At 60.4% G+C, this 25,716-nt stretch carries 21 protein-coding genes and 2 tRNA genes; 18 read left to right on the top strand and 5 right to left on the bottom strand.

All coding sequences use genetic code 11. The features are described from left to right. The first annotated feature begins 28 nt into the window (after positions 1 to 28). Positions 29 to 2,518, top strand: coding sequence for a ligase-associated DNA damage response DEXH box helicase (locus tag AB4N85_RS01185; protein WP_460066636.1), 2,490 nt, complete (start codon positions 29 to 31; stop codon positions 2,516 to 2,518). Continuing rightward, a complete protein-coding gene (gene pdeM, locus AB4N85_RS01180) occupies positions 2,515 to 3,168 on the top strand; it encodes a ligase-associated DNA damage response endonuclease PdeM (RefSeq protein WP_460066632.1) in 654 nt (217 codons plus the stop codon). Before AB4N85_RS01185 ends, pdeM begins: the two co-directional genes overlap by 4 nt. 44 nt (positions 3,169 to 3,212) lie before the next feature. Here the strand turns inward: pdeM and AB4N85_RS01175 are convergent, their stop codons facing one another. Both AB4N85_RS01175 and dcd read right to left on the bottom strand, forming a co-directional pair. Next, positions 3,213 to 3,422, bottom strand: a complete 210-nt coding sequence (locus AB4N85_RS01175; RefSeq protein ID WP_016771389.1) for a hypothetical protein — start codon at positions 3,420 to 3,422, stop codon at positions 3,213 to 3,215. Between the two features lie 107 nt (positions 3,423 to 3,529). Continuing rightward, positions 3,530 to 4,096 (bottom strand): dCTP deaminase, encoded by a 567-nt coding sequence (dcd, locus tag AB4N85_RS01170; RefSeq protein WP_007940589.1) that lies wholly within the window; start codon positions 4,094 to 4,096, stop codon positions 3,530 to 3,532. A gap of 355 nt (positions 4,097 to 4,451) precedes the next feature. Here dcd and AB4N85_RS01165 point away from each other — a divergent pair, with 355 nt between their 5' ends. Beyond that, positions 4,452 to 4,661 (top strand): cold-shock protein, encoded by a 210-nt coding sequence (locus AB4N85_RS01165; protein WP_002554837.1) that lies wholly within the window; start codon positions 4,452 to 4,454, stop codon positions 4,659 to 4,661. 119 nt (positions 4,662 to 4,780) lie between these two features. On the opposite strand, the gene AB4N85_RS01160 is transcribed toward AB4N85_RS01165, so the two are convergent. Continuing rightward, complete coding sequence (locus tag AB4N85_RS01160) at positions 4,781 to 5,788, bottom strand: DUF481 domain-containing protein (protein WP_024011896.1); 1,008 nt, start codon at positions 5,786 to 5,788, stop codon at positions 4,781 to 4,783. A 165-nt stretch (positions 5,789 to 5,953) separates the two neighbouring features. Here AB4N85_RS01160 and AB4N85_RS01155 point away from each other — a divergent pair, with 165 nt between their 5' ends. The 4 genes from AB4N85_RS01155 (at position 5,954) to AB4N85_RS01140 (ending at position 10,726) form a co-directional block, all read left to right on the top strand. Further along, positions 5,954 to 6,307, top strand: coding sequence for an MGMT family protein (locus AB4N85_RS01155; protein ID WP_083352143.1), 354 nt, complete (start codon positions 5,954 to 5,956; stop codon positions 6,305 to 6,307). Between the two features lie 43 nt (positions 6,308 to 6,350). Next, positions 6,351 to 7,910: an AmpG family muropeptide MFS transporter gene (locus AB4N85_RS01150; protein ID WP_024011895.1), complete on the top strand. Its 1,560-nt coding sequence runs from the start codon at positions 6,351 to 6,353 to the stop codon at positions 7,908 to 7,910. Positions 7,911 to 8,039: 129 nt separating this feature from the next. Further along, complete coding sequence (locus AB4N85_RS01145) at positions 8,040 to 9,755, top strand: proline--tRNA ligase (RefSeq protein WP_252868896.1); 1,716 nt, start codon at positions 8,040 to 8,042, stop codon at positions 9,753 to 9,755. A 17-nt stretch (positions 9,756 to 9,772) separates the two neighbouring features. Further along, the gene (locus AB4N85_RS01140) at positions 9,773 to 10,726 is read left to right on the top strand and encodes a hypothetical protein (RefSeq protein WP_056783330.1); all 954 of its coding nucleotides are present in this window, start codon (positions 9,773 to 9,775) and stop codon (positions 10,724 to 10,726) included. A 110-nt stretch (positions 10,727 to 10,836) separates the two neighbouring features. Here the strand turns inward: AB4N85_RS01140 and dinB are convergent, their stop codons facing one another. After that, positions 10,837 to 11,898, bottom strand: coding sequence for a DNA polymerase IV (gene dinB, locus AB4N85_RS01135; RefSeq protein WP_252868895.1), 1,062 nt, complete (start codon positions 11,896 to 11,898; stop codon positions 10,837 to 10,839). Positions 11,899 to 12,177: 279 nt separating this feature from the next. Between dinB and AB4N85_RS01130 the strand changes: the two genes are divergently transcribed. The 5 genes from AB4N85_RS01130 to AB4N85_RS01110 all read left to right on the top strand — a co-directional run bounded on the left by AB4N85_RS01130 (position 12,178) and on the right by AB4N85_RS01110 (position 17,813). After that, positions 12,178 to 12,254, top strand: a tRNA-Met gene (locus AB4N85_RS01130). A 217-nt stretch (positions 12,255 to 12,471) separates the two neighbouring features. Further along, positions 12,472 to 12,548, top strand: a tRNA-Met gene (locus AB4N85_RS01125). A gap of 279 nt (positions 12,549 to 12,827) precedes the next feature. Continuing rightward, a complete protein-coding gene (gene mprF, locus AB4N85_RS01120) occupies positions 12,828 to 15,467 on the top strand; it encodes a bifunctional lysylphosphatidylglycerol flippase/synthetase MprF (protein ID WP_460066626.1) in 2,640 nt (879 codons plus the stop codon). Then, the gene (locus AB4N85_RS01115) at positions 15,467 to 16,762 is read left to right on the top strand and encodes a virulence factor family protein (RefSeq protein ID WP_150743344.1); all 1,296 of its coding nucleotides are present in this window, start codon (positions 15,467 to 15,469) and stop codon (positions 16,760 to 16,762) included. The genes mprF and AB4N85_RS01115 overlap by 1 nt, the downstream gene beginning before the upstream one ends. A 721-nt stretch (positions 16,763 to 17,483) precedes the next feature. Further along, positions 17,484 to 17,813, top strand: a complete 330-nt coding sequence (locus AB4N85_RS01110) for a DUF3077 domain-containing protein (protein ID WP_460066624.1) — start codon at positions 17,484 to 17,486, stop codon at positions 17,811 to 17,813. Positions 17,814 to 18,011: 198 nt separating this feature from the next. On the opposite strand, the gene AB4N85_RS01105 is transcribed toward AB4N85_RS01110, so the two are convergent. Then, positions 18,012 to 19,853, bottom strand: a complete 1,842-nt coding sequence (locus AB4N85_RS01105; protein ID WP_460068403.1) for a potassium transporter Kup — start codon at positions 19,851 to 19,853, stop codon at positions 18,012 to 18,014. 349 nt (positions 19,854 to 20,202) lie between these two features. Between AB4N85_RS01105 and rimO the strand changes: the two genes are divergently transcribed. The 6 genes from rimO (at position 20,203) to tsaA (ending at position 25,673) form a co-directional block, all read left to right on the top strand. Next, the gene (rimO, locus tag AB4N85_RS01100) at positions 20,203 to 21,540 is read left to right on the top strand and encodes a 30S ribosomal protein S12 methylthiotransferase RimO (protein ID WP_024011887.1); all 1,338 of its coding nucleotides are present in this window, start codon (positions 20,203 to 20,205) and stop codon (positions 21,538 to 21,540) included. A gap of 435 nt (positions 21,541 to 21,975) precedes the next feature. Further along, on the top strand, positions 21,976 to 22,449 hold the full coding sequence (locus AB4N85_RS01095; protein WP_041478078.1) for a GNAT family N-acetyltransferase: 474 nt from the start codon (positions 21,976 to 21,978) through the stop codon (positions 22,447 to 22,449). Positions 22,450 to 22,640: 191 nt separating this feature from the next. Further along, positions 22,641 to 23,351 carry an rRNA pseudouridine synthase gene (locus AB4N85_RS01090; RefSeq protein ID WP_056783317.1) on the top strand — a complete coding sequence of 237 codons (711 nt, stop codon included), beginning with the start codon at positions 22,641 to 22,643 and terminating at the stop codon, positions 23,349 to 23,351. 70 nt (positions 23,352 to 23,421) lie between these two features. Then, positions 23,422 to 23,892 (top strand): YehS family protein, encoded by a 471-nt coding sequence (locus tag AB4N85_RS01085; protein ID WP_056783315.1) that lies wholly within the window; start codon positions 23,422 to 23,424, stop codon positions 23,890 to 23,892. Positions 23,893 to 24,021: 129 nt separating this feature from the next. Beyond that, the gene (locus AB4N85_RS01080; RefSeq protein ID WP_252868891.1) at positions 24,022 to 24,792 is read left to right on the top strand and encodes an SDR family oxidoreductase; all 771 of its coding nucleotides are present in this window, start codon (positions 24,022 to 24,024) and stop codon (positions 24,790 to 24,792) included. A gap of 182 nt (positions 24,793 to 24,974) precedes the next feature. Beyond that, positions 24,975 to 25,673 (top strand): tRNA (N6-threonylcarbamoyladenosine(37)-N6)-methyltransferase TrmO, encoded by a 699-nt coding sequence (gene tsaA, locus AB4N85_RS01075; RefSeq protein ID WP_236168038.1) that lies wholly within the window; start codon positions 24,975 to 24,977, stop codon positions 25,671 to 25,673. Positions 25,674 to 25,716: the final 43 nt, after the last annotated feature.

The raw sequence follows: 25,716 nt of genomic DNA, 5'->3' as shown, positions 1-25,716 counted from the left end.
CAACACCTCCAGAGCGCACGCAGCCGGCATGGCGAAATCCCCCGACTTTGCAAAAACCTGGTTCAGCGCCCGCGACTGGAAGCCGTTCGCCTTTCAGAAACAGGTGTGGGCGGCGGTGAAAACCGGCGAATCCGGGTTGCTCCACGCCAGCACCGGCGCCGGCAAAACTTATGCGGTATGGTTTGCTGCGCTCAACCGCTTCGCCCGCTTGCAACCGCCCGTGGCTACACCGCGCAAACGCAAACCGCCGGCCGAACCGCTGACGGTGCTGTGGATCACGCCGATGCGCGCCCTCGCCGCCGATACCGCCCGCGCTTTACAAAGCCCGGTCGATGAATTGCAGATTCCGTGGAGCATCGGCCTGCGCACCGGCGATACCAGCAGCAGCGAACGCGCGCGTCAGGGCCGGCGTTTGCCAACGACGCTGATCACCACCCCGGAAAGCCTCACTCTGCTACTAGCCCGCGCCGATGCGCGCACGGCGTTGTCGACCCTGCGCATGATCGTCGTGGATGAATGGCACGAATTGCTCGGCAACAAACGCGGCGTGCAATTGCAACTGGCCCTCGCCCGCCTGCGTCATTGGCAGCCGGAACTGATTGTCTGGGGGGTATCCGCCACCCTCGGCAATCAATCCCACGCGGAGCAAGTGCTGATCCCACAGGGCGGCGGCGCCAGTGTCCAAGGCAAAAGCGAAAAAACCCTGCAAGTCGACACCCTGCTCCCACCGGCCATCGAGCGTTTTCCCTGGGCCGGCCACATCGGTCTGAAGATGCTGCCGCAGGTGGTCGCCGAACTTGACGCCTGTGCCAGCAGCCTGGTGTTCACCAACACCCGTGCGCAATCGGAGACCTGGTATCAGGCGCTGCTGGAAGCGCGGCCGGACTGGGCCGGGTTGATCGCGCTGCACCACAGCTCACTGTCACGCGATACCCGCGACTGGGTCGAGCAGGCGCTGAAGAATGGCCAATTGAAAGCGGTGGTGTGCACCTCGAGCCTGGACTTGGGTGTGGATTTCCTCCCGGTCGAGCGCGTACTGCAAATCGGCTCGGCGAAAGGCGTCGCGCGTCTGATGCAACGTGCCGGACGTTCCGGTCACGCGCCGGGGCGCACCTCGCGGGTGACGCTGGTGCCGACCCACAGCCTGGAACTGATCGAAGCGGTCGCCGCACGCGATGCCGTCGAGCAACGGCGCATCGAGCCGCGCCTGTCACCGCACAAGCCGCTGGATGTGCTGGTCCAGCATTTGGTCAGCATGGCCCTTGGCGGTGGCTTTATTCCTGAAGACTTGTACGAAGAAGTCCGAGGCGCCTGGGCCTATCGCGACCTGACAGCGGCAGACTGGGCCTGGGCGCTGGCGTTCGTACGCCATGGCGGGATGTCTCTTACAGCGTATCCGGATTACCGCCGGGTCGAGCCGGACGAACACGGCGTCTGGCGTGTGCCGGATGCGCGTCTGGCGCGGCGCCATCGCATGAGCATTGGCACCATCGTCAGCGACGCGAGCATCAACCTGAAATTCTGGAGCAAGGGCGGCGGTGGCAAACAACTGGGCAGCGTCGAGGAGGGCTTTATCGCGCGACTGAAACCCGGCGATGGTTTCCTCTTCGCCGGCCGCCTGCTGGAACTGGTGCGGGTGGAAAACATGACCGCCTACGTCAAACGCAGCACCGCGAAAAAGGCTGCCGTGCCGCGCTGGAATGGCGGACGCATGCCGTTATCCAACGAACTGGCCGAAGCGGTGGTCACGCGCTTCAGCGCCGCTGCTCAAGGTCAATTCAAAGGCCCGGAAATGCACGCGTTGCGGCCGCTGCTGGAGACGCAGATACGCTGGTCCGGTTTGCCCACCACGGAGAATCTGCTGGCCGAGGTGCTGAAATCCCGCGAAGGCTGGCACCTTTTCCTTTATCCGTTTGCCGGGCGGCAGGTGCATCTGGGACTGGCGAGCCTGCTGGCATGGCGCGTCAGTCAGCGCCAGCCGGTGACCTTCTCGATTGCCGTGAATGATTACGGCCTGGAACTGCTCAGCGCCACGCCGGTGGATTGGGCCACGCATCTCGACGCTCACCTGTTCAATGCCGATGACTTGTTGCTGGACGTGCTCGCCAGCCTCAATGCCGGTGAACTGGCGTTGCGCCGCTTCCGCGAAATCGCGCGGATCGCCGGGCTGGTGTTCGCCGGGTATCCGGGCGCACCAAAAAGCACCCGCCAAGTGCAGGCGTCGAGTGGCTTGTTCTTCCAGGTGTTCAAACAATATGACGCCGACAACCTGCTGCTAGCCCAGGCTGGGGAAGAAGTCCTACGCGAAGAGCTGGATATTCGCCGTCTGGAACAGACACTGGAGCGCATCAATCAGATGAAACTGGACGTGCATCAGGTTAAACGTCCTACACCGTTGGGCTTTCCGCTGCTGGTGGAGCGGATGCGCGAGAGCATGAGTTCGGAAAAACTGGCTGACAGGATCAGAAGAATGGTTGGTGACCTGGAAAAAACCGCTGATAACGGGAAATCGTCGTGAGTGCGTACCCGGTGCGTTTGGCCGGTGAGGAGTTGTGGCTGCTGCCGGAGAAAGCGCTGTACTGGCCAGCGCAGGAAGCATTGCTGATCGCCGATGTGCATTTCGGTAAGGCGGCGGCCTATCGCAGCCTCGGCCAGCCGGTACCGCATGGCACGACGGCGAGCAACATCGAGGTAATCGACGCGTTGCTGGCGCGGTTGCCGTGTCGCCAGTTGATCTTCCTCGGGGATTTTCTGCATGGGCCTGGTTCACATGTCCCGGCCACGCTGAATGCGCTGGCAGAGTGGCGCGCACGGCACGCTGACCTGCCGATGACACTGATTCGCGGCAACCACGATAAACGCGCAGGCGACCCACCAGCCTCGCTGAATATTCGCGTGGTACCAGAGCCGCTGTTACTAGGGCCATTCGCCCTGCAGCATGAGCCCGATCCGCATCCGGAACGGCACGTGCTCGCGGGCCACGTGCATCCGGTTTATCGATTGCACGGCAAAGGTCGGCAGAGCCTGCGCCTGGCCTGTTTCAGACTCGGTGAGCGCATCAGCCTGATGCCGGCATTCGGTGCGTTCACCGGCGGCTATCAGGTCGAGCGCGACGACAGCTGCAGAGTCTTCGTGATCGGCGACAACGAAATATGGCCCGTCAGCTAGATCGCAAATCGATCAGACTGACGGGCCATATTCATGACAGTGGATCAGGCCACAGGCGCCGGAGGCGGCTCGTCCGGCAGCGTCGGTTCGCCTGGTTCGGTCGGTTGTTCGTTGGGAGTATCGGGATCGGGCTGGCCGGGCACGCCGCCGGACAGGCTCAAAGACGGATTCGCCAGTAACGACCAGGCCAGAACGCCTATCTGATTGGGCTCAAGCCTTGCCAGTTCAGCGCTGATTCGCGGGTCGATCTTCATAGGGCACTCCTCAGTGAAGGCCCGAATCTGTGTGTAACAAAAACGGGCAGTACACCCCATAGAGTGTCTGCCCGCCAAAGAATTCCCGACATCCGCCGGATGGTCGATCAGGTACGCGGCAAGGTCACGCCACGCTGGCCCTGGTACTTGCCGCCACGATCCTTGTAGGAAACTTCACATTCTTCATCGGATTCGAGGAAGAGCATCTGCGCCACACCTTCGTTGGCGTAGATTTTCGCCGGCAGGTTGGTGGTATTGGAGAATTCCAGGGTCACATGACCTTCCCACTCAGGCTCGAGCGGAGTGACGTTGACGATGATGCCGCAGCGCGCGTAGGTGCTTTTACCCAGGCAGATGGTCAGCACGTTGCGCGGAATGCGGAAGTATTCGACGGTGCTGGCCAGGGCGAAGGAGTTCGGCGGAATGATGCAGACGTCGCTGTGGATGTCGACGAAGCTGCCGGCGTCGAAGTTCTTCGGGTCAACAATGGCCGAGTTGATGTTGGTGAACACCTTGAAGTGGTTGGTGCAACGCACGTCGTAGCCGTAGCTCGACACGCCGTAGGAAATCACCCGGCTGTCGTCGCTGCCGCGCATCTGGCGCTCGACGAACGGTTCGATCATGCCGTGTTCCTGCGCCATGCGGCGAATCCACTTGTCCGATTTGATGCTCATGGCGGGTTTGTCCTGAATAGCGAGGTGGAAAAATTCTGTCCGGCATCTTACCGGGCGCGTCGTCTCGTTCAAAGTGCGCAACGCAATTCTCGGCGAACACCCCGTATTTACGCGATGTGGCGACGAACCGTCGCACCGCCGATCCCTAAAACACAGAATCCTTTGCAAGAAACATTGGCACGTTCCGGAAAAAGGGTTAAGGTGGCGTCACTGTGTTGCTTGTGTCACTGAGAATCTCTACACGATATGTTGAATTTCGATCCAACCATCTACAAGAATTTTTCCTGCTCTTTGCACTCAGTCTCGGCCAGGGTTCTTCCTGAGTCGCAGTTATCTTTGTTCAAGGAGTTACACCATGTCTAATCGCCAAACCGGTACCGTTAAGTGGTTCAACGATGAAAAAGGCTTCGGCTTCATCACTCCACAATCCGGTGACGACCTGTTCGTTCACTTCAAAGCTATCCAATCCGACGGCTTCAAAAGCCTGAAAGAAGGCCAACAGGTTTCTTTCATCGCTACCCGCGGTCAGAAAGGCATGCAAGCTGAAGAAGTACAAGTTATCTAACTTGTAGCTTCTTTAGAAAAGAGCCCCGCCCTTAAAAGCGGGGCTTTTTTGTGGGCGCCTGTTTTGCGCTGGCAAAAAAAATCGCGACCCTTGAGGCCGCGATTTTTTTGTTTCAGCCCTTACCAGGCGACGCCAAACCCTGCGGTATAACGGGTCTTGTTCAGATCCGCATCGTTGGTGCCACTGATGATGTCGCGCTCGGCCTTGAGGTTGAGCGAGGCCCAGTCGGTGACCTTGTAGCGCAGGCCCAGCTCGGCATCCAGTGCGTAATCGGCAACACCCGACAGCGGCTTGCCGACTTCGCCATTGGTGAAGAACTCGACCTTCTTGCCGATCAGGTAGCGGTTGTAGTCCCACTTCATCGCGACGGAGTAGAAGTTGTCCTTGCTGCCATCGCGGTATTCATAGTCGGTGCGGTTGAGCAACGAGCCCAGCGAGAACGCACCCAGTTCATCGTCCCAGAACTGGTAACCCGGACCGGTACCGACCACACGCTGACGCGCCAGCTCTTCGATGTGATCACGCTTGTAGTTGATGCGCCCTTGCCAGAACCACTGATCGGTAAGGAAGCGGTCGAGGGAGTATTCGGCGCGCCAGTTGTTGGTGGTGGTTTCCGCATCCTGGACTTCGCGGTTGTACTCGCCCTCGCCGGTATGGCGCCAGCGACCATGGCGAGCCGAAGTCTTGAAGGCGACGTCGTAATCGTCGGTGTCCTTTTCGGCGCGCTGATAGTCCAGCGCCAGATCGACGTTACCCTTCCATACCAGGTCGGTGACGATCGGCTTGGGCTTGAGAATCTGCTGAATGCTCGCCAGCTCGACCGTCTTCGGCGCCTCGCCGTTGGCCAAGGTGACCTTGCCATCGTCGGCCGCGGTGAGCGACTTCGACACTTCGCCGGCATAGGCGTCCTGCTTCACCAACAGATGCTGATCGCTGTCGAGGGTCTTGACCTCTTTCCAGTCAATCGCCACTGCGCCGGCGTATTTGGTCTGGATCAGCAGCTTGCCGCCATCGAATACCGTGATAGTGCCACTCAGCTTGTCGCCGTTTTTCAACCAGACGGTGTCGGCAAGCAGGGGCGTGGACGCGCTGAAAACAGCAAGGCACAACAGGGTTCTGGGGAACATAAGCAGATCGGGGGCTCAGAGTTGGCGAAAAGGGTCGGCATTATCCGTAGGATTTTGCCCATGACAAGGACTGACCGGACTATTTCAATTGAGTTCATTTCTCAACCGCGCCACGAGCGATTACCCTTGTCGCCATCATCACGCCAATGCTCAGGAGCCGCGTACGTGAAAGACCCGCTCGACAGCGTCGAAAACGATGCGCAAATCCGACGCACGGCACTCTACTCGACGCTCGCGCAAGTGCCCGAAGGCAAAGTCGTCAGTTATGGCCAGTTGGCCGAACTTGCGGGGCTGGGCCGCGCCGCGCGCTGGGTCGGGCGGACTTTGAGCCAGTTGCCCGGCGACACCAGGCTGCCTTGGCACCGCGTGCTCGGCGCCGGCGGGCGCATCAGCCTGCCGGTCGGCAGCCCCTCCGGTGATGAACAACGTGCGCGATTGCGCATGGAAGGCATCACCATCCAGAACAATCGTGTGGATATTCGGCGCCATGGCTGGCGTCCGGTAGAGCACAGCGGTTAGAGTGCGCGCTTTGTTTTCGCAATTTTGAGGCAGACTTCAGCCCATGCCCCGTAAAACCTGGCGCGCCGCGCTCGCCGCCTATGCCAGTCCTTCGACGCTCGTGCTGTTGTTGCTCGGTTTTGCCGCCGGCCTGCCGTACATGCTGGTGTTCTCGACGCTCTCCGTATGGCTGCGTGAAGCAGGCGTGGCCCGTGAAACCATCGGCTATGCCAGCCTGATCGGCCTGGCGTACGCGTTCAAATGGGTCTGGTCGCCGCTGCTCGACCAATGGCGCCTGCCCTTGCTGGGCAAGCTCGGCCGCCGCCGTTCCTGGCTGGTGCTCTCCCAGGCACTGGTGATTCTCGGGCTGATCGGCATGGGTTTCTGTGATCCGCAGAAGCATTTGTCCTGGCTGATCGCCATTGCTGTCGTGGTTGCCTTCGCCTCCGCCACGCAAGATATTGCGGTCGACGCCTATCGCCTGGAAATCGCCGATGACAGCCGCCAGGCCGCTCTCGCCGCCAGCTACATGTCCGGTTACCGCGTTGCCGCCCTGCTCGCCACCGCCGGCGCGCTGTTCTTCGCCGAAGGTTTCGGCTCAACCGGCTTCAACTATAAGCACGCGGCATGGACCGGCACCTATGTGCTGTTCGGCGCATTGATGGTGCCTGCGCTGCTGACCACGCTGTTCATGCGTGAACCACCGGTGCCGCTGCGCACGCAGTTGCAGGCCGGGCGCTACACGTTCATGCATCAATTGATGTCGGTGTTCGTGCTGATCGTGCTGCTGGTTTCCGTACCGGCGATGTTCACCCAGCTATACAACACCGATTTCGCCGGCGTGCTGTTCGGTGACATGAGCCCGCTCGACCTGCTCCTCGAAGACCGCGCCTTTCTGCGCGCCATCCTCTACATATTGCTCACCGGCATGTGCCTGTCGGCCATGGGCCGGCGCGGATTGGCACCAGTGCTGACGCCGATCAATGACTTCATCCTGCGTTATCGCTGGCAGGCGCTTTTGCTACTGGGCCTGATCGCCACTTACCGGATGTCCGACACGGTAATGGGCGTGATGGCCAACGTGTTCTACATCGACCAAGGCTTCACCAAGGATCAGATCGCCAGTGTCAGCAAGATTTTCGGCCTGATCATGACCCTCGTCGGTGCCGGCATGGGTGGCCTGTTGATCGTGCGTTTCGGCATTCTGCCGATCCTGTTTATCGGTGGTGTGTCTTCGGCAGCGACCAACCTGCTGTTCGTCATGCTCGCGGACATGGGCCCGAACCTGCAGATGCTGGTGGTGACCATTTCCCTCGACAACTTCAGCTCGGGCCTGGCGACATCGGCGTTCGTTGCCTACCTGTCGAGCCTGACCAACCTGAAGTTTTCCGCTACGCAATATGCCCTGCTCAGCTCGATCATGTTGCTGCTGCCGCGCCTGATGGGCGGCTATTCCGGCGTGCTGGTCGAGAAGTTCGGCTATCACAGCTTCTTCCTCATCACTGCCCTGCTCGGCGTGCCGACGCTGCTACTGATCGCGCTGCACTGGTTTCAGGAGCGCCGCCGCGAAGGACAAACACCGACGCCCGAGCCTGCACCGACGCCCGTCACCGAAGAATCGTAGGACGCTTCGCCAATGGCGGGAGGAATCCCGCCGCTGGCGCCTTCCGCCGGCCACACTTCTGTACGTCAGCAAAACTCGCCGGTACACTGCTCCGTCATTTCCAGTCATAGCAACCGACAACGGCCAACCATGCGCACCAGTCAATTTTTGCTCGCCACACAGAAAGAAACGCCTTCCGACGCGGTCGTGATCAGCCACCAGCTGATGCTGCGCGCCGGCATGATCCGCAAGCTTGCCTCGGGCCTGTACACCTGGCTGCCGATGGGCCTGCGGGTCATGCGCAAGGTCGAAGCCATCGTTCGCGAAGAGATGAACGCTGCCGGTTCTCTGGAAGTGTTGATGCCGAGCACCCAACCGGCCGAGCTGTGGCAGGAATCGGGGCGCTGGGAAGAATACGGCCCTGAGCTGCTGCGCATCAAAGACCGCCATGGTCGTGATTTCTGCGCGGGCCCGACTCACGAAGAAGTGATCACCGATCTGATGCGCAACGAGTTGAGCAGCTACAAACAGCTGCCAATCAACCTGTATCAGATCCAGACCAAATTCCGCGACGAAATCCGCCCACGCTTCGGTTTGATGCGCGGCCGCGAATTCATCATGAAGGACGCCTACTCCTTCCACGCTGATCAGGCGTCGCTGCAGGTCACTTACGACCGCATGCATGAAGCCTACTGCAACATCTTCACGCGTCTGGGCCTGAAATTCCGCCCGGTAGAAGCCGACAACGGTTCGATCGGTGGTGCCGGCTCCCACGAATTCCACGTGCTGGCCGAGTCCGGCGAAGACGATATCGTCTTCAGCAACGGCTCCGACTACGCGGCGAACATCGAAAAAGCCGAAGCGGTGCCACGGGAAACCTCGCGCCCTGCGCCAACCGAAGAACTGCGTCTGGTCGACACGCCGGACACCAAAACCATCGCCGCCCTGGTGGAAAAATTCAATCTGCCGATTGAAAAGACCATCAAGACCCTGATCGTGCACGCCGAAGAAGAAGGCAAGCTGATCGCGCTGGTGATTCGTGGCGACCACGAACTGAACGAGATCAAGGCTGCCAACCAGGCTGGCGTGGCCAGCCCGCTGGTGATGGCCTCCGATGCCGAACTGCGTGACGCGATTGGCGCCGGCGCCGGCTCGCTCGGCCCGCTGAACCTGCCGCTGCCGATCATCATCGACCGCTCGGTCGCGATGATGAGCGACTTCGGTATTGGCGCGAACATCGACGACAAGCACTATTTCGGCGTTAACTGGGAGCGTGATCTACCGGTTCCGACCGTTGCCGACCTGCGCAACGTCGTCGCTGGCGACCCAAGCCCGGACGGCAAAGGCACGCTGGAAATCAAGCGCGGCATCGAAGTCGGCCACATCTTCCAGCTGGGCAACAAGTACAGCAAGGCGATGAAGTGCGAAGTGCTGGGCGAAAACGGCAAGCCGGTGACTCTGGAAATGGGTTGCTACGGCATTGGCGTTTCCCGCGTGGTCGCTGCGGCTATCGAGCAGAACAACGACGCCAACGGCATCATCTGGAGCGACACCCTGGCGCCGTTCCAGATCGCGCTGGTACCGCTGCGCTATGAAACCGAGCAGGTGCGCGAAGCCACCGACAAGCTCTATGCCGAACTGACGGCGGCCGGCTTCGAAGTGCTGCTGGACGATCGCGACAAGAAAACCAGCCCGGGCATCAAGTTCGCGGACATGGAGCTGATCGGCATTCCACACCGGATCGTGGTCAGCGACCGCGGCCTCGCCGAAGGCAACCTGGAATACAAGAGTCGTTCCGAAGCAGAGGCGCAAGCACTGCCGGTGGCCGATGTTGTGTCCTTCCTTCAGGCCCGTATCCGCCGCTGAAACCAGATAGAGACGTCATGTTCAAGCGAAACACCTTAGGCCTCGGTGGCGCCGCCCTGTGCGGCGCCCTGCTGGTCAGCGGCTGCGCCAATCACATGTCGCAACGCAGCGAGCACGAAGAGCGGGTCGAGCGAAAGTTGCTCGATCACAGCCTGCAGATCGATGTCGGCGAGCCCAAGGTGCTCGAGCTGCCGCAGCGACGCGTGAAGATCAACGAGCAGAAGACTTTCGAAGTCACCGAGTTCGAGGTCACCCGTCGTTACGACCGCTACACGCCTTACCAACCCTGGCGCGAAGTCTACGAGATTCCGCTGGGCGCGGTGGCCGTGGTCGGTGGTGTCGGTGCGAACGTGGTCAACGTGTTTGCCCTCGGTAACCTGCCGGATAGCGTCACCCGGGATTGGCTGAGCTACGGTTTCGCCGGGCTCAACCCGTTCATGAACGTGCAGTCCAATGGTCGCGCGCAGCAAAACCTCGCGGGCATCGACGAAGTCCAGCGCGACAAGCGCACGGAGTATTCGAGCCTGCCGTGGAGCGAACGACCGGTGCAGGTCAAGGCCGGCAAGCAGACATTCGACATGACCACTGATCGCAACGGTGTGCTGCGCTTGAATCTGCTCGATAGCCCTTTCGCCGAACATGACCTCAACCATGTCGGCCGCTTGCAGATCAGTGTCGAAGACGCCAAGGACGATGTGCATTCCGACTCGACCCTGATGCTCAGCGGCCACCTGCGCGGCAAGTTGATTGAGGCGCATGGGCTGATTTATGACGATCTGGAAGATGACGAGGTGAGCCAGTGGGTGCACCGGGTCAAACGCCTGTCGGAGCTGGGTCTGGAAGAAGAAGCCAGTGAGCTGGAACAGAGCCTGATCGAACTGACGCGCAACGATCCGGAGTTGCAGGCTGAGTTTCTCAAGTCTCTGGCCAAGGATGCCGGGCGTTTAGTGGCTGATCCGGGACCGAATTAAAGCTTAAAAGCTTCGCGAGCAGGCTCGCTCCCACAAGGGATTTGTGAACGACAAAGATCCAATGTGGGAGCGAGCCTGCTCGCGAAGAGGCCCTGCCAGGCACCGCGAATCTACCGCTCAAACAACTCCATCTGCTCAAACCCGCCGCGCAAATCCTCCAGTCTCACTCCCACCCCCAACAGCCGCACCGGCTTGCCGCCGCGGTTGAACGCCTGCGTCAGCATCAACTGGTAACTGCCAAGGTCCCGCCCTGCCCCGGCTTGCTCCAGCGTGGTCTGGGTAAAGTCATGAAACTTCACTTTGACGAACGGCTTGCCCGGCCGATAGCTGCTGTCGATCCTTGCCATACGGGTTTTCAGGGTTTCCAACAGCTCTGGTAGCTTGTCGAGGCAACTGCGCAGATCCGGCAGATCAACGTCGTAGGTATTTTCCACACTGATCGACTGACGCCGACTGTCGTTATGCACCAGCCGGTCATCGATCCCACGGGCGAGACTCCACAATCGCTCGCCGAAGCTACCGAATTCGCGTACCAGCGCCAGCTTGTCCCACTCGCGCAACTGCGAGCAGTCAATGATGCCGAGCCTGCCCAGTTTGTCGGCCGTGACCTTGCCGACACCGTGCAACTTGCTCACCGGCAAGCCACTGACAAAGTCTTCGACCTGATCCGGCGTGATCACAAACAAACCGTTGGGTTTTTTCCAGTCGCTGGCGATCTTCGCCAGAAATTTGTTTGGCGCAACGCCTGCGGAAACGGTGATGTGCAATTGGTTGGAGACCCGGCGGCGAATGTCCTGGGCGATGCGCGTAGCGCTGCCACCGAAATGCGCGCTGTCGGACACATCCAGATAGGCCTCGTCCAGCGACAGCGGCTCGATCAGGTCGGTGTAGTCGGCAAAGATCGTATGAATTTCCTTCGACGCTTCCCGATAAGCGTCCATGCGCGGCTTGACGATGGTCAGGTCCGGGCACAATTTCAACGCGTGACCGGAAGCCATGGCCGAGCGCACACCATAGGCGCGCGCTTCATAGTTGCAGGTGGCGATCACCCCGCGTCGATCCGCTGAACCACCCACCGCCAGTGGCTTGCCGGCCAGACGCGGGTCATCGCGCATCTCGATGGCGGCATAGAAACAGTCACAGTCGACGTGGATGATTTTTCGCTGGGTCATGTCGGAAAAAGACAACGTGGCAAGCCGGAGCGGCAGTATCTCATTGGTACCTGTATATAGCACCAGTGGTTGAATGTTCTTTTCCGACCGTAGGAGATTTCCGATGAATTTATTTTTTCAATCAAAGATCCGCGCGCAATAGAGCTGAAAGCCTTGCGCCACTTGCCCTGCGCGCCGGCCTCCCGCCGCGAAAATACGCTAAGCGCTTGAACCTCAACAGATTTATCCGGATCTACGGTTGACACGCTCGCGAACCTCTGTAGAATGCCGCCACACAGACGCGGGATGGAGCAGTCTGGTAGCTCGTCGGGCTCATAACCCGAAGGTCGTCGGTTCAAATCCGGCTCCCGCAACCAAACATCAGAAAAGGCTACTCGAAAGAGTGGCCTTTTTTGTGCGCGTCTGTTTTGCAAACGCGCGCCCTGCTCAATCGCCAGCGAAACGGCAATTTGTTGCATTTCCGAAACTTACGCATTACCTGCGACCGTTCGCCGCGATTTCGCAGTTATTTGGCCCATTCCAGGATTAGCGGTTGACACCTCGTCGTTCGCCTGTAGAATGCCGCCACACAGACGCGGGATGGAGCAGTCTGGTAGCTCGTCGGGCTCATAACCCGAAGGTCGTCGGTTCAAATCCGGCTCCCGCAACCAAACATCAAAAAAGGCTACTCGAAAGAGTGGCCTTTTTTGTATCTGTTGAAAAAGTCCTTTCGCAACAATGATCTGTCACTGTGCAGTGAACCGCTGGGGATCATCAGAACCACTGACTTGCGACTATGCTTGAGTCGCAGACAGGGTTTCTGCAATCCAGGAACTGCCCTCGCCGATGCCCGACGAGAGGCGTAGTATTTTGTGATTATTTTTTTCTACAGGGATTGGTAACTTGGCTGGATACCTCCATCCTGTCGCGCACAATCCAAGAGGTGATTGATGCGCGCCAACTCGTCTGATCCACAAGACACCGTTACAGCAGAACAACCGATCAAACCCGAGCGTTTGCGCTGGCTGGATCGATTAAGCAAATACCGTCAGCCGATCGGTCTGGCCGTCACGTTGCTGCTGTTTGCCATTGCCCTGATTGCCTGCCGCCATCTGCTCGCCGAGCTCGATCTCGACGCGCTGCATGACTCGATTCTGGACGTGCCCAAACCTGCCCTGCTCGGCGCCATCGGTGCGACCGTGGTCGGGTTCATCATTCTGCTCGGCTATGAATGGTCGGCCAGCCGCTACGCTGGTGTGAAACTGCCGCCGCGCACCCTCGCGCTCGGCGGCTTCACCGCATTTGCGATTGGCAATGCGATCGGCCTGTCGCTGCTGTCCGGCGGCTCGGTTCGTTATCGTTTATATGCGCGACTGGGCGTCGGTGCGTCGGAAGTTGCGCACATGACGCTATTTGCCAGCCTCTCGCTGGGCTGCGCCTTGCCGCCACTGGCAGCGCTGGCCACCCTGAGCAACCTGCCCGCCGCCTCGCAAGCGCTGGGGCTGTCCGAAATCTTGCTGGGCTCGGTTGCCGCTGCCATATTGATCCTTGGTACGGTGCTGGCGATCGGCATCTATCGTCGTCGCCTGCCGGAACAACCCTACCCCGACAATCTGCTGGTCCGTGCCGGGCGGCGCACCCTGCGCCTGCCGGGTCGTCGTCTGACCTTTCTGCAACTGGTGATCACCGCCCTCGATGTCGCGGCTGCCGCCACCGTTCTCTACTTGTTGCTGCCGGAAGCGCCGCCGTTTGCGCCGTTCCTGCTGGTGTATCTGCTGGCCCTGGCCGCCGGTGTGCTCAGTCATGTACCTGGCGGCGTCGGTGTGTTCGAAGCGATTCTGCTCGCCGCGTTTGCCGACAAGCTTGGCGCCGCGCCGCTGGCCGCTGCACTGCTGCTGTATCGCCTGATCTACGTGGTGCTGCCGCTGCTGGTCGCTTGCGTATTGCTGCTGATCAACGAAGGCCAGCGCCTGTTTCAATCCCAGACCATGCGCGCGGCGTCCGGTCTGGCCGCGCCGGTTCTGGCGGTGCTGGTGTTCCTGTCTGGCGTGGTGCTGCTGTTTTCCGGCGCGACCCCGGAAATCGACACGCGCCTGGAGCACATCGGTTTTCTGATCCCGCATCGTCTGGTCGACGCCTCGCACTTCGGCGCCAGCCTGATCGGCGTCCTCTGTCTGTTGCTCGCACAAGGTCTGCGCCGGCGCCTGTCGGCGGCGTGGATGCTGACCACCATTCTGCTGCTGGTTGGCGCCCTGCTCTCGCTGCTCAAAGGCTTCGACTGGGAAGAAGCCACGCTGATGACGTTGACGGCCGCGCTGCTCGGCGTGTTCCGCCGCTCCTTCTACCGTCCGAGCCGTTTGACCGAACTGCCGTTTTCGCCGCTGTATCTGGTCGCCAGCCTGTGCGTACTGGGCGCTTCGGCCTGGTTGCTGCTGTTCGCCTATCAGGACGTACCCTACAGCCATCAACTGTGGTGGCAGTTCACCCTCGATGCTGACGCGCCGCGCGGTCTGCGCTCGCTGCTCGGCGCGGCGGTGTTGCTGGTGATCATCTCGCTGACCTGGCTGCTGCGCACGGCGCGCCCGGTGATTCATTTGCCGACGCCGGAGGAACTGGATCGCGCGGCAAAGATTCTCATGGCCTCGTCGCAACCCGACGGCGGCCTCGCGCTGACCGGTGACAAGGCGTTGCTGTTTCACCCCAACGATGAGGCGTTCCTGATGTACGCCCGCCGTGGCCGCAGTCTGGTGGCGCTGTACGACCCGATCGGGCCGAGCCAGCAACGCGCGGAAATGATCTGGCAGTTCCGCGATCTCTGCGACATCCATCACACCCGCCCCGTGTTCTATCAGGTGCGCGCGGAGAATCTGCCGTACTACATGGACATCGGCCTGACAGCGATCAAGCTCGGCGAAGAAGCCAGGGTCGATCTGCAACGCTTCGACTTGGAAGCCAAGGGCAAGGAGATGAAGGATCTGCGCTACACCTGGAACCGTGGCACTCGCGATGGTCTGTCGCTGGAAATCCATGAGCCGGGCCAGGCGCCGATGGACGAGCTGAAAGTGATTTCCGATGCCTGGCTGACCGGCAAGAACGTGCGCGAGAAAGGCTTCTCCCTCGGCCGTTTCAGCGACGATTACCTGAAGCATTTCCGCATTGCGGTGATTCGCTTCGAAGGCCGCCCGGTGGCGTTCGCCAATCTGCTCGAGACCTACAGCCACGATCTGGCCAGTCTCGACCTGATGCGCGCGCACCCGGAAGCGCCGAAGCTGACCATGGAATTCATGATGGTCGGCCTGATTCAACACTATAAGAGTCACGGATACGCGCGCTTCAGCCTGGGCATGGTGCCGTTGTCGGGGCTGCAACCCCGGCGCGGCGCACCACTGACCCAGCGCCTGGGCTCGATGGTCTTCCGCCGTGGTGAGCAGCTGTACAACTTCCAAGGCTTGCGCCGTTTCAAAGACAAGTTCCAGCCTGACTGGGAACCCCGTTATATGGCCGTGCCCGCCGGACTCGATCCGCTCGTGGCACTGGCCGACACTGCTGCCCTGATCGCGGGCGGCTTGACCGGATTGGTGAAACGCTGATGATTCAACGCTCCCTGAAGTACATCCTGGCCGCCCTGCTGGTGCTGGCCGTGATTGCCGGCGGCGGTTACTGGTACCTCAAACGTCCGGCACCGGAACCGACCGTCGAACAACTGAAACCCGCCGATGGCACGGCCATGACCCGCGTGATCCCCGGCAACAAGCCGAAGGCTCAGGTGCTGGTGGCCGTCACCGACGAACAGAAGCTTTCCGAGAAACAACTGACCACCCTCAGCCGCAGCGCTTCGGCGCAGATCGTTCAGGTGATTCTGCCCAAGGACTGCCTGCTGCAAAGCCGCGCCCTGCAGTCGGGCCTGCGTGAACTGAATGGCCCGGCCACCCTGGTCAGCGGCATCGGCCCGGGCGCTGTGCTGGCGTGGCGCTGGCTGGCGGAACAGAAAGACGACAAGGCCCAGGCCGTCTCCGTCGATCTGGCCCTGGAAAAACCCGGCTGCACCCACCTGCTGCCGAAATCCGCCGCCCACGGCCACTGGCTGGTGGCGTGGAACGACAACCCGGACGATGCCAGCGCAGGCTTCGTGCGCGATCAGCCGAACGCAGAAACCAGCATCAGCGACTACGACATCAACCTGTCGCAAGTGCTGAACAACGAACTGCGCAAAATCCTCGTCGGTGGCGACAAGGCCAACGGCGGCCTGGCGATCCCGGTAGTTGAAGTGCCGGCCGGTCAGGCCAACGACACCGTCACCCTGTTCCTCTCCGGCGACGGCGGCTGGCGCGACCTCGACCGCGACGTGGCGGGCGAAATGGCCAAGATCGGCTACCCGGTGGTCGGCATCGACACCCTGCGCTACTACTGGCAGCACAAGAGCCCGGAGCAAAGCGCACTCGACCTCACCGAACTGATGCAGCACTACCGGCAGAAATGGGGCACCAAGCGCTTCATCCTCACCGGCTATTCGTTCGGCGCTGACGTCCTGCCGGCGATCTACAACCGCCTGCCAGAGAACGAACAGCAACGCGTCGACGCGATCATCCTGCTCGCCTTCGCCCGCACCGGCAGCTTCGAAATCGAAGTCGAAGGCTGGCTGGGCAACGCCGGCAAAGAAGCCGCGACCGGCCCGGAAATGGCCAAGCTGCCAGCGGCCAAGGTTGTGTGCATCTATGGCGAAGAAGAGACGGATGAAAGTGGCTGCACCGACAAGACTGCTGTCGGCGAAGCGGTGAAACTGCCCGGCGGGCATCACTTCGATGAGAACTATCCAGCGCTGGCCAAGCGTTTGGTGGACTTGATTCAGAAGCGCCAGAGCAAGGACTCGGTCGCCGAAGAGTGATCTGAAGCGCATCCACAAAAAGCCCCCGCAACTTCACGGTTGCGGGGGCTTTTTACATCCCAACAGCCACCAAAATCCCTGTGGGAGCGAGCCTGCTCGCGAAAGCGGTGGGTCAGTTTACAGATTCGGCGACTGACACTACGCCTTCGCGAGCAGGCTCGCTCCCACAGGGGAATTGCGCTGGATTCAGCGGTTTTGTGGCAAGGCTCGTAAATTTCTTGACTCTTCAGGAAACTAAAATCACCAAATGCCCACATTCCATAAAACGTGGACACCTGCTTAATTGGCATTATCGAATCGTCAACTCCACACTCATTCATCTACCGAACAAATACCCACAAAATCGCCAGCAACGTTTAGTTTCGTTTACTTCCGGTCTCGCAATATCAGATGACGCCCACAGACCTTGTAGGCAAACTCCGAAACTCTTGTTGGGGCGCTGTGCCGCTCTATTGCGCTGTTTTTCGACGGGATACTCTCCGGACGTCGCTGACCCATTCAGCGATCGGGTGTGGTAACCCGGTTAAGCAAAGTGCAACAGTGCCTCCATCACGACATCAGGCGTTCTTTTACGCCTGTAATTTACTGTCATGGCAGCTGTACGTGGGAGACCTTCGGGTCTGCCGGTTTCTTTGCTCTCCCGGTTTACCACCCTGCGTACAGCTGCCACCCATTCGTGTGGTAACGAATGCGGCAGCTCCTCGTTTTAGGGAGCAAAACAATGAGCAAAGAAATTCCGTCAACGCCTTCAGACCTTACAACAATCGGCTTCACCCCTTTCCTCTACAACTCGGATCAAGCGTTCTTCAACGTCCGCTCCGGCGTCCCGATCATGAATGCCTTGTCCCAATCCTCCGACCTGCTGTCCCTCGCCAAATCCTTCGCCGAGGACGCTGCCTTCATCAAAGACACCGACCGCCATGCCTGGGCCGCGCATTACCTGACCGTGATGGGCAAAGCCTTGGTTGATGACGTGATCCAAGCGCTGATCCCACGACCTGCGCGGACGAAGACTGAATCTGAAGCTGATCTGTCTGAACGCACCTCTTGATTCAACCCAATACCCTGTGGGAGCGAGCCTGCTCGCGAATGCGGTGGTTCAGCCACCACATGCTTCGACTGACACTACGCCTTCGCGAGCAGGCTCGCTCCCACAGGGAATCAGCGGTGGTTTGAGGGATTGGGCACAGGCACAAAAAAGCCCCCGCCAACCACAAGGCTGACGGGGGCTTTTCAGTTGAGGCCAGGCTTACATCTCCACCTGCGTCCCCAACTCAATCACTCGGTTCAGCGGCAGATTAAAGAACCGCAAATTGCCATTGGCATTCTTCAACATGAACGCAAACAGCGCCTCACGCCAACGGGCCATACCTTCCAGTTTCGAGGCAATCACCGTCTCACGGCTGAGGAAGTAGGTGGTACGCATCGGACTGAAGTCCAGATCATCCAGATGACACAGCTTCAGCGCTTGCGGCACGTCTGGCTCGTCGGTGAAGCCGAAGTGCAGGATCACCCGGAAGAAGCCCTCGCCGTGGGCCTCGACCTCGAAGCGTCGCGATGGCGGTACGCGCGGGATGTCTTCGTAGACCACGGTCAGCAACACCACTTGCTCATGCAACACCTGGTTATGCAGCAGGTTGTGCAACAGGGCATGCGGCACGGCGTCGGAGCGCGCGGTGAGGAACACCGCGGTGCCTTGCACCCGATGCGGGGGTTGCACGCGGATGCTGCTGATGAAGATCGGCAGCGGCAGCGCGCCTTCGTCGAGGCGTTCGACCAGCAGCTGTTTGCCGCGCTTCCAGGTGGTCATCAGCACGAACAGGGCGATACCGGCGATCACCGGGAAAGCGCCGCCCTGGACGATCTTCGGTACGTTGGCAGCGAAATACAGACCATCCACCAACAGGAAGCCAAGCAGCACCGGGACCGCAAGGATCGGTGGCCATTTCCACAGCAGCAGCATGACCGCCGACACCAGAATGGTGGTCATCAGCATAGTGCCGGTCACTGCCACGCCGTAGGCCGAGGCCAGTGCACCGGAGGATTCGAAGCCCAGCACCAACAGGACCACGCCGACCATCAGCGCCCAGTTCACCGCGCCGATGTAGATCTGGCCTTGTTCGTCGCTGGAGGTGTGCTGGATGTACATGCGCGGGATGTAACCGAGCTGGATCGCCTGACGGGTCAGGGAGAACGCGCCGGAAATCACCGCTTGCGAAGCGATCACCGTGGCCAGGGTCGACAGGCCGACCAGCGGAATCAGCGCCCAACTCGGCGCCAGCAGATAGAACGGGTTGCGCGCGGCGTCCGGGTTTTCCAGCAGCAATGCGCCCTGGCCGAAGTAGTTGAGCACCAGGGCCGGCAGCACCAGCAGAAACCAGGCGCGGGCGATCGGCTTGCGACCGAAGTGGCCCATGTCGGCGTAGAGCGCTTCCGCGCCGGTCAGCGCCAGCACTACCGCGCCGAGGATCGCTACGCCCATGCCTGGGTGCACGACGAAAAAATTCACCGCCCACATCGGGTTAAGCGCATGCAGCACTTCCGGCGTGTGGCTGATGCCGTACACACCGAGCGCGCCGAGGACGAGGAACCAGGTAACCATGATCGGCCCGAACAGAATACCGATCCGCGCGGTACCGTGGCGCTGAATCAGAAACAAGGCGACCAGCACCACCAGCGACAGCGGCACCACCCAGTGATCAATGCCGTCAAACGCCAGGCCAAGGCCTTCGATCGCCGACAGCACCGAAATGGCCGGGGTGATCATGCTGTCGCCATAGAACAGCGCCGCGCCGATCAGCCCGCACACCACCAACAGCGTGCGCAGGCGCTTGCGCCCCGCCGCTGCCCGCCGAGCCAGTGCGGTCAGGGCCATGATGCCGCCCTCGCCCTGGTTGTCGGCGCGCAGGACGAACATCATGTACTTGATCGATACCACCCAGATCAGCGACCAGAAGATCAACGACAGAATGCCCAGCACGCCGTCGTGATTGACCGCCACACCGTAACCGCCGGAAAACACTTCCTTGAGGGTGTACAACGGGCTCGTGCCGATGTCGCCATAAACCACCCCGACCGCCGCGACCAGCATGCTCAGCGGTCTGCTTGCCGAACCCTCGGCGCCCGCCGCATGACTACTTGCCTGACCCATCCAACACTCCTGATCTCGATACCGGCTTCTTTGAAGGAAGCACTATGCTTTGAGTTGCAGCATGCGCTGTTTTACCTGTTGTTACAGACCAATGATTGACTGCAAGAAATCGGTAAAGCTCAACGGCGCGAAGCATAGCGCAGCACTCGTCGTATTTCCCCGTATAAAGCTGGTCAAGTGCGTTGCCCGCCGCTAGAATTGCGCACTTTTTGATCAGAGGCGCGCCCTAAGCGCCCATCCGTCGGCTTGCGCACCAAGCAAGCGACGTCACAAAACACCGAGGTTAGACATGTCCACCACTCCTGCGCCGGCCAATCCAAAGGTTGGCTTTGTATCTCTGGGTTGCCCGAAAGCACTGGTCGACTCCGAGCGCATCCTGACCCAGCTGCGCATGGAAGGCTATGACGTGGTGTCCACCTATCAGGACGCCGACGTCGTGGTGGTCAACACCTGCGGTTTCATCGATTCGGCCAAGGCTGAGTCGCTGGAAGTGATCGGCGAAGCGATCAAGGAAAACGGCAAGGTCATCGTTACCGGCTGCATGGGCGTGGAAGAAGGCAACATCCGCGACGTACACCCGAGCGTGCTGGCCGTGACCGGTCCGCAGCAGTACGAGCAAGTGGTCAACGCCGTGCACGAAGTGGTGCCGCCGCGTCAGGATCACAACCCGCTGATCGACCTGGTGCCGCCGCAAGGCATCAAACTGACCCCGCGCCACTACGCGTACCTGAAGATTTCCGAAGGCTGCAACCACAGCTGCTCGTTCTGCATCATCCCGTCGATGCGCGGCAAACTGGTCAGCCGTCCGGTCGGTGATGTGCTCGACGAGGCGCAGCGCCTGGTCAAATCCGGAGTCAAAGAGCTGCTGGTGATCTCGCAAGACACCAGCGCCTACGGCGTCGACGTGAAATACCGCACCGGCTTCTGGAACGGCGCGCCGGTGAAAACCCGCATGACCGAGCTTTGCGAAGCGCTGAGCACGCTGGGCGTCTGGGTGCGCCTGCACTACGTTTACCCGTACCCGCACGTCGACGAGCTGATCCCGCTGATGGCCGCCGGCAAGATCCTGCCGTACCTGGATATCCCGTTCCAGCACGCCAGCCCGAAAGTCCTGAAGTCGATGAAACGTCCGGCGTTCGAAGACAAGACCCTGGCACGCATCAAGAACTGGCGCGAAATCTGCCCGGACCTGATCATCCGTTCGACCTTCATCGTCGGCTTCCCGGGCGAAACCGAAGAAGACTTCCAGTACCTGCTCAACTGGCTGACCGAAGCCCAGCTCGACCGCGTCGGCTGCTTCCAGTACTCGCCGGTGGATGGCGCACCGGCCAACGATCTGGATCTGGAAGTGGTCCCGGACGACGTCAAGCAGGATCGTTGGGAGCGCTTCATGGCGCACCAGCAGGCGATCAGCTCGGCACGCCTGCAGATGCGCATTGGTCGTGAGATTGAAGTGCTGGTGGATGAGGTGGACGAGCAAGGCGCGGTCGGCCGTTGCTTCTTCGACGCCCCGGAAATCGATGGTAACGTGTTTATCGACAACGGCAGCAACCTGAAGCCGGGCGACAAGGTCTGGTGCAAGGTGACTGACGCTGACGAATATGATCTGTGGGCTGAGCAGATCTGATCTGAAGATCAAAAGCCCCTCACCCCAGCCCTCTCCCAGAGGGAGAGGGAGCTGACCGTGTTGTTCTTTCTAGGTACATCGACCTGAGCTATCCGGTCGAACTCAGGTTCGAAAAGCACGAAGTTCAGCTCCCTTCCCCCTCGCCCTCTCTGGGGGAGAAGGGACTGATCGAGGTGCTCTTCAGAATGACGGCGACTTGAAATATCGAGTCGAACTCAGGCTTTGAACAGCACGAAGATCAGCTCCCTTCCCCCTCGCCCCCTCTGGGGGAGAGGGTTGGGGTGAGGGGGAGAGATCTTGCTGGCGACAGAAATAGCCAGCCAGACACCGCAACAAATCCAAAAAGCCCCGCTCTTTTCCGAGATACGGGGCTTTTTTGCGGCTATCGTTTAGCGGGGGACGGACTCCCTTGAACCGCACAAGAGGCACACGCACATGCGTCAGCATTCGGTCATCCACACACCGAAAATCAGCGATTACGAAGAACTGACCCGGGTCTGGGAGGCCTCGGTCCGTGCAACTCATCGGTTCCTGCCGGACAGCTATATCGAGCTGCTGCGCAATCTGGTGCTCACCCGCTATCTCGACGCGGTAATGCTGATCTGCACCAAGGACCGCCAGCAGCGCATCACCGGGTTTGCCGGTGTGGCGGCGGGCAAGATTGAAATGCTGTTCATCGATCCTGACCATCGTGGTCAGGGACTGGGCAAGCAGTTGCTGCGCTATGCGATCGAACGGCTCAACGCCGATGAACTCGACGTCAACGAACAAAATCCGCAAGCCTTGGGTTTTTACGAGAAACAGGGCTTCGAGGTGATCGGCCGCTCCGAGGTCGACGGCATGGGCCAGCCGTATCCGTTGCTGCATATGCGCTTGCGGCAGTCCCAGCAGCGCTCAGGCAACGGCTGACACACCATGAAACCCCTGTGGGAGCGAGCCTGCTCGCGAATGCGGTGTACCCGTCAATGCAAACATTGACTGGCAGAACGCCTTCGCGAGCAGGCTCGCTCCCACATTGAATACAGCGCCTGCAAATGGAACCGGGCTTAACCGCTTCCACACAGGTACAATGCCCACCCCTTTTTTGTTACGGCCCCGTCATGACTGACCCGATCCGCCTCTCCAAACGCCTCATCGAACTGGTCGGTTGCTCCCGCCGGGAGGCCGAGCTGTTCATCGAGGGCGGCTGGGTCACCGTGGACGGCGAAGTCATCGATGAGCCGCAATTCAAGGTCGGCGAGCAAAAGGTCGAGCTCGACAAGGACGCCAAGGCCACCGCGCCGGAGCCGGTGACCATCCTGCTTAACGCGCCCGCCGGCATGGATGTCGACAGCGCCATGCAATCGCTCAGCGCCGAAACCCTCAGCGAAGAGCATCGCTACGGCAAGCGTCCGTTGCGCGGGCATTTCCTGCGCCTGACCGCCAGCGCCGACCTGCAGCCCAAGGCCAGCGGCCTGCTGGTGTTCACCCAGGACTGGAAAATCCTGCGCAAACTCACCGCCGACGCGGCGAAGATCGAGCAGGAATACATCGTCGAAGTCGAAGGTGAGATGGCTGCCCACGGCCTCAACCGCCTGCAACATGGCCTGACGCACAAGGGCAAGGAGCTGCCGCCGGTCAAGGCCAGCTGGCAGAACGAAAACCGCCTGCGCTTCGCTATGAAAAACCCGCAGCCGGGAATCATCGCGCAGTTCTGCGAAGCGGTCGGCCTGAAGGTCATCGGCATCCGCCGCATCCGCATCGGCGGCGTCTCGATCGGCAAGGTCCCGGTTGGCCAATGGCGCTACCTGTCCGGCAAAGAGAAGTTCTAGAACTTCCATTGCCGCCACACATTCCGGCAGCGCCCGCGAGCGCTGCCCACAACGCATCAGGAATACCGACATGGTTCATAACGACGTACTGCGCAGCGTGCGCTACATGCTCGACATCAGCGACAAGAAAGTTGTCGAGATCATCAAACTGGGCGGCATGGACGTCACGCTCGCCGATGTAATCACCTGGCTCGACAAGAAAGAAGAAGACGAAGAAGGCTTCGTACGCTGCCCGGACGAAGTCATCGCGCACTTCCTCGACGGTCTGGTGATCTTCAAACGCGGCAAGGACGAAAGCCGTCCGCCGCAGCCGATCGAAGTGCCGGTGACCAACAACATCATCCTGAAAAAACTGCGTGTGGCCTTCGAACTGAAAGAAGACGACATGCACGCGATCCTCAAGGCCGCCGAGTTTCCGGTATCCAAGCCTGAACTGAGCGCGCTGTTCCGCAAGGTCGGCCACACCAACTATCGGCCGTGTGGCGATCAGTTGCTGCGTAACTTCCTCAAGGGTCTGACCCTGCGCGTTCGCCCGGCCTGATGCCCTTCTGCGGTGGCGACTGATGGTCGCCACCGCAGCGCATGACCGTTCATTCCCTTCGAAAATAGTGGCTCCGTTTTTTGCGGCTGGCGACTAGGGTGTATTGACCCCTAGCCCTCAGGATTCGCCATGCACCCGTACTTTTCCCTGCAAGGCCGCACCGCTCTGGTGACCGGCGGCACCCGTGGTATCGGCAAAATGATCGCCAAGGCCTTTGTCGAGGCTGGCGCCCGAGTGTTCGTCTGCTCCCGCGACGCCGAAGCCTGTCATCAAACGGCGCAAGAACTCAGTGCCTTCGGCACTTGCCACGGCGTGGCGGCGAATCTGGCCACTGAAGAAGGCGTGCAGGAACTGGCCGCGCGCCTGGGTGAGCAGATCACTCATCTGGACATTCTGGTGAACAATGCCGGCACCACGTGGGGCGCGCCGCTGGAGAGCTATCCGGTCAAGGGCTGGGAAAAGGTCATGCAGCTCAACGTGACGTCGGTGTTCAGTTGCATCCAGCAGTTTCTGCCGTTACTGCGCAAGGCTGGTTCGGCGGCGAATCCGGCGCGGATCATCAATATCGGTTCGGTGGCGGGGATTTCTTCGTTTGGCGAGCAGGCATATGCCTATGGGCCGAGCAAGGCCGCTCTGCATCAGTTGTCGCGCATTCTGGCGCGAGAACTGGTGAGCCAGCACATCAACGTCAACGTGATTGCGCCGGGTCGCTTTCCGAGCAAGATGACCCACCATATTGGTAATGATGAACAGGCATTGGCTGAGGATACTGCGCTGATTCCGATGAAGCGCTGGGGGCGTGAGGAAGAGATGGCGGCGCTGGCGATCAGCCTGGCGAGTACGGCGGGGGCTTATATGACCGGGAATATCATTCCTCTTGATGGTGGGTTCAGCCTCTGACATCGGCGGTGTGACTATCGCTGGCAAGCCAGCTCCCACAGGGTTCTTGGGTGTTTGAACAATCCGGGTTCACTCAAAAACCTGTGGGAGCTGGCTTGCCAGCGATGGCGTCCGCCCTGTCACCACCAGACTTGAAGCGAGCCGGGTTATCATGCCCGCCCTACCCGCTTCGATCCCAGACCATGACTTACAGCGTCTCCCCCATCGGCTTCGTGCGCTCCTGCTTCAAGGAGAAGTTCGCCATCCCCCGCCAGCCACAACTGGCCCCGGCCGCCCGTGGCGTGCTGGAACTGGTCGCGCCGTTCGACCAGGGTGACGCCGTGCAGGGGCTGGAGCAGGTCAGCCATGTGTGGCTGTTGTTTCTGTTCCACCAAGCCCTGGAAGACAAACCGCGACTGAAAGTGCGCCCGCCACGCCTGGGCGGCAACAAGTCGATGGGCGTGTTCGCCACCCGCGCCACGCACCGGCCGAACGGCATTGGCCAGTCGGTGGTGAAGCTGGACAGGGTCGAAGGTAATCGGCTGTTTATCTCCGGGATCGATCTTCTCGACGGCACACCGGTGCTGGATATCAAACCGTATGTGCCGTATGCCGACATCATCCCTGGGGCGACCAATGACATCGCCAGCGCCGCGCCGCAGTTGATCGACGTGCAGTGGGCGGAGTCAGCCTTGAAACAAGCGCACACCCACGCTCAGCGGCTTGAAGAGCCATTGGTTGAGCTGATTGAACAATGTCTGGCTCAGGATCCGCGTCCGGCGTATCAGACACCGGCGCCGGAACGTGAATATGGTGCGCAGTTCTGGGATCTGGACGTGCGCTGGCATTACCCGACGCCCGAACAGATCCGCGTGCTGGAAGTCATCCCGGCCACAGCCTGAAACCGCGCCCAGTGTAGGAGCTGCCGAAGGCTGCGATCTTTTG

It is taken from the genome of Pseudomonas sp. H1_G08 (assembly GCF_054681355.1).
This window is presented reverse-complemented; position numbering and strand designations above follow the sequence as displayed.

Coding starts and splice junctions, on each gene's coding strand:
- AB4N85_RS01115 (WP_150743344.1), top strand. CDS start 15,467: ATGATTCAACGCTCCCTGAAGTACATCCTGGCCGCCCTGCTGGTGCTG.
- AB4N85_RS01150 (WP_024011895.1), top strand. CDS start 6,351: ATGCCCCGTAAAACCTGGCGCGCCGCGCTCGCCGCCTATGCCAGTCCT.
- AB4N85_RS01095 (WP_041478078.1), top strand. CDS start 21,976: ATGCGTCAGCATTCGGTCATCCACACACCGAAAATCAGCGATTACGAA.
- AB4N85_RS01160 (WP_024011896.1), bottom strand. CDS start 5,788: ATGTTCCCCAGAACCCTGTTGTGCCTTGCTGTTTTCAGCGCGTCCACG.
- AB4N85_RS01080 (WP_252868891.1), top strand. CDS start 24,022: ATGCACCCGTACTTTTCCCTGCAAGGCCGCACCGCTCTGGTGACCGGC.
- AB4N85_RS01185 (WP_460066636.1), top strand. CDS start 29: ATGGCGAAATCCCCCGACTTTGCAAAAACCTGGTTCAGCGCCCGCGAC.
- AB4N85_RS01110 (WP_460066624.1), top strand. CDS start 17,484: ATGAGCAAAGAAATTCCGTCAACGCCTTCAGACCTTACAACAATCGGC.
- AB4N85_RS01165 (WP_002554837.1), top strand. CDS start 4,452: ATGTCTAATCGCCAAACCGGTACCGTTAAGTGGTTCAACGATGAAAAA.
- AB4N85_RS01085 (WP_056783315.1), top strand. CDS start 23,422: ATGGTTCATAACGACGTACTGCGCAGCGTGCGCTACATGCTCGACATC.
- rimO (WP_024011887.1), top strand. CDS start 20,203: ATGTCCACCACTCCTGCGCCGGCCAATCCAAAGGTTGGCTTTGTATCT.
- mprF (WP_460066626.1), top strand. CDS start 12,828: ATGCGCGCCAACTCGTCTGATCCACAAGACACCGTTACAGCAGAACAA.
- AB4N85_RS01090 (WP_056783317.1), top strand. CDS start 22,641: ATGACTGACCCGATCCGCCTCTCCAAACGCCTCATCGAACTGGTCGGT.
- AB4N85_RS01145 (WP_252868896.1), top strand. CDS start 8,040: ATGCGCACCAGTCAATTTTTGCTCGCCACACAGAAAGAAACGCCTTCC.
- dinB (WP_252868895.1), bottom strand. CDS start 11,898: ATGACCCAGCGAAAAATCATCCACGTCGACTGTGACTGTTTCTATGCC.
- tsaA (WP_236168038.1), top strand. CDS start 24,975: ATGACTTACAGCGTCTCCCCCATCGGCTTCGTGCGCTCCTGCTTCAAG.
- AB4N85_RS01105 (WP_460068403.1), bottom strand. CDS start 19,853: ATGCTGGTCGCGGCGGTCGGGGTGGTTTATGGCGACATCGGCACGAGC.
- dcd (WP_007940589.1), bottom strand. CDS start 4,096: ATGAGCATCAAATCGGACAAGTGGATTCGCCGCATGGCGCAGGAACAC.
- AB4N85_RS01175 (WP_016771389.1), bottom strand. CDS start 3,422: ATGAAGATCGACCCGCGAATCAGCGCTGAACTGGCAAGGCTTGAGCCC.
- AB4N85_RS01140 (WP_056783330.1), top strand. CDS start 9,773: ATGTTCAAGCGAAACACCTTAGGCCTCGGTGGCGCCGCCCTGTGCGGC.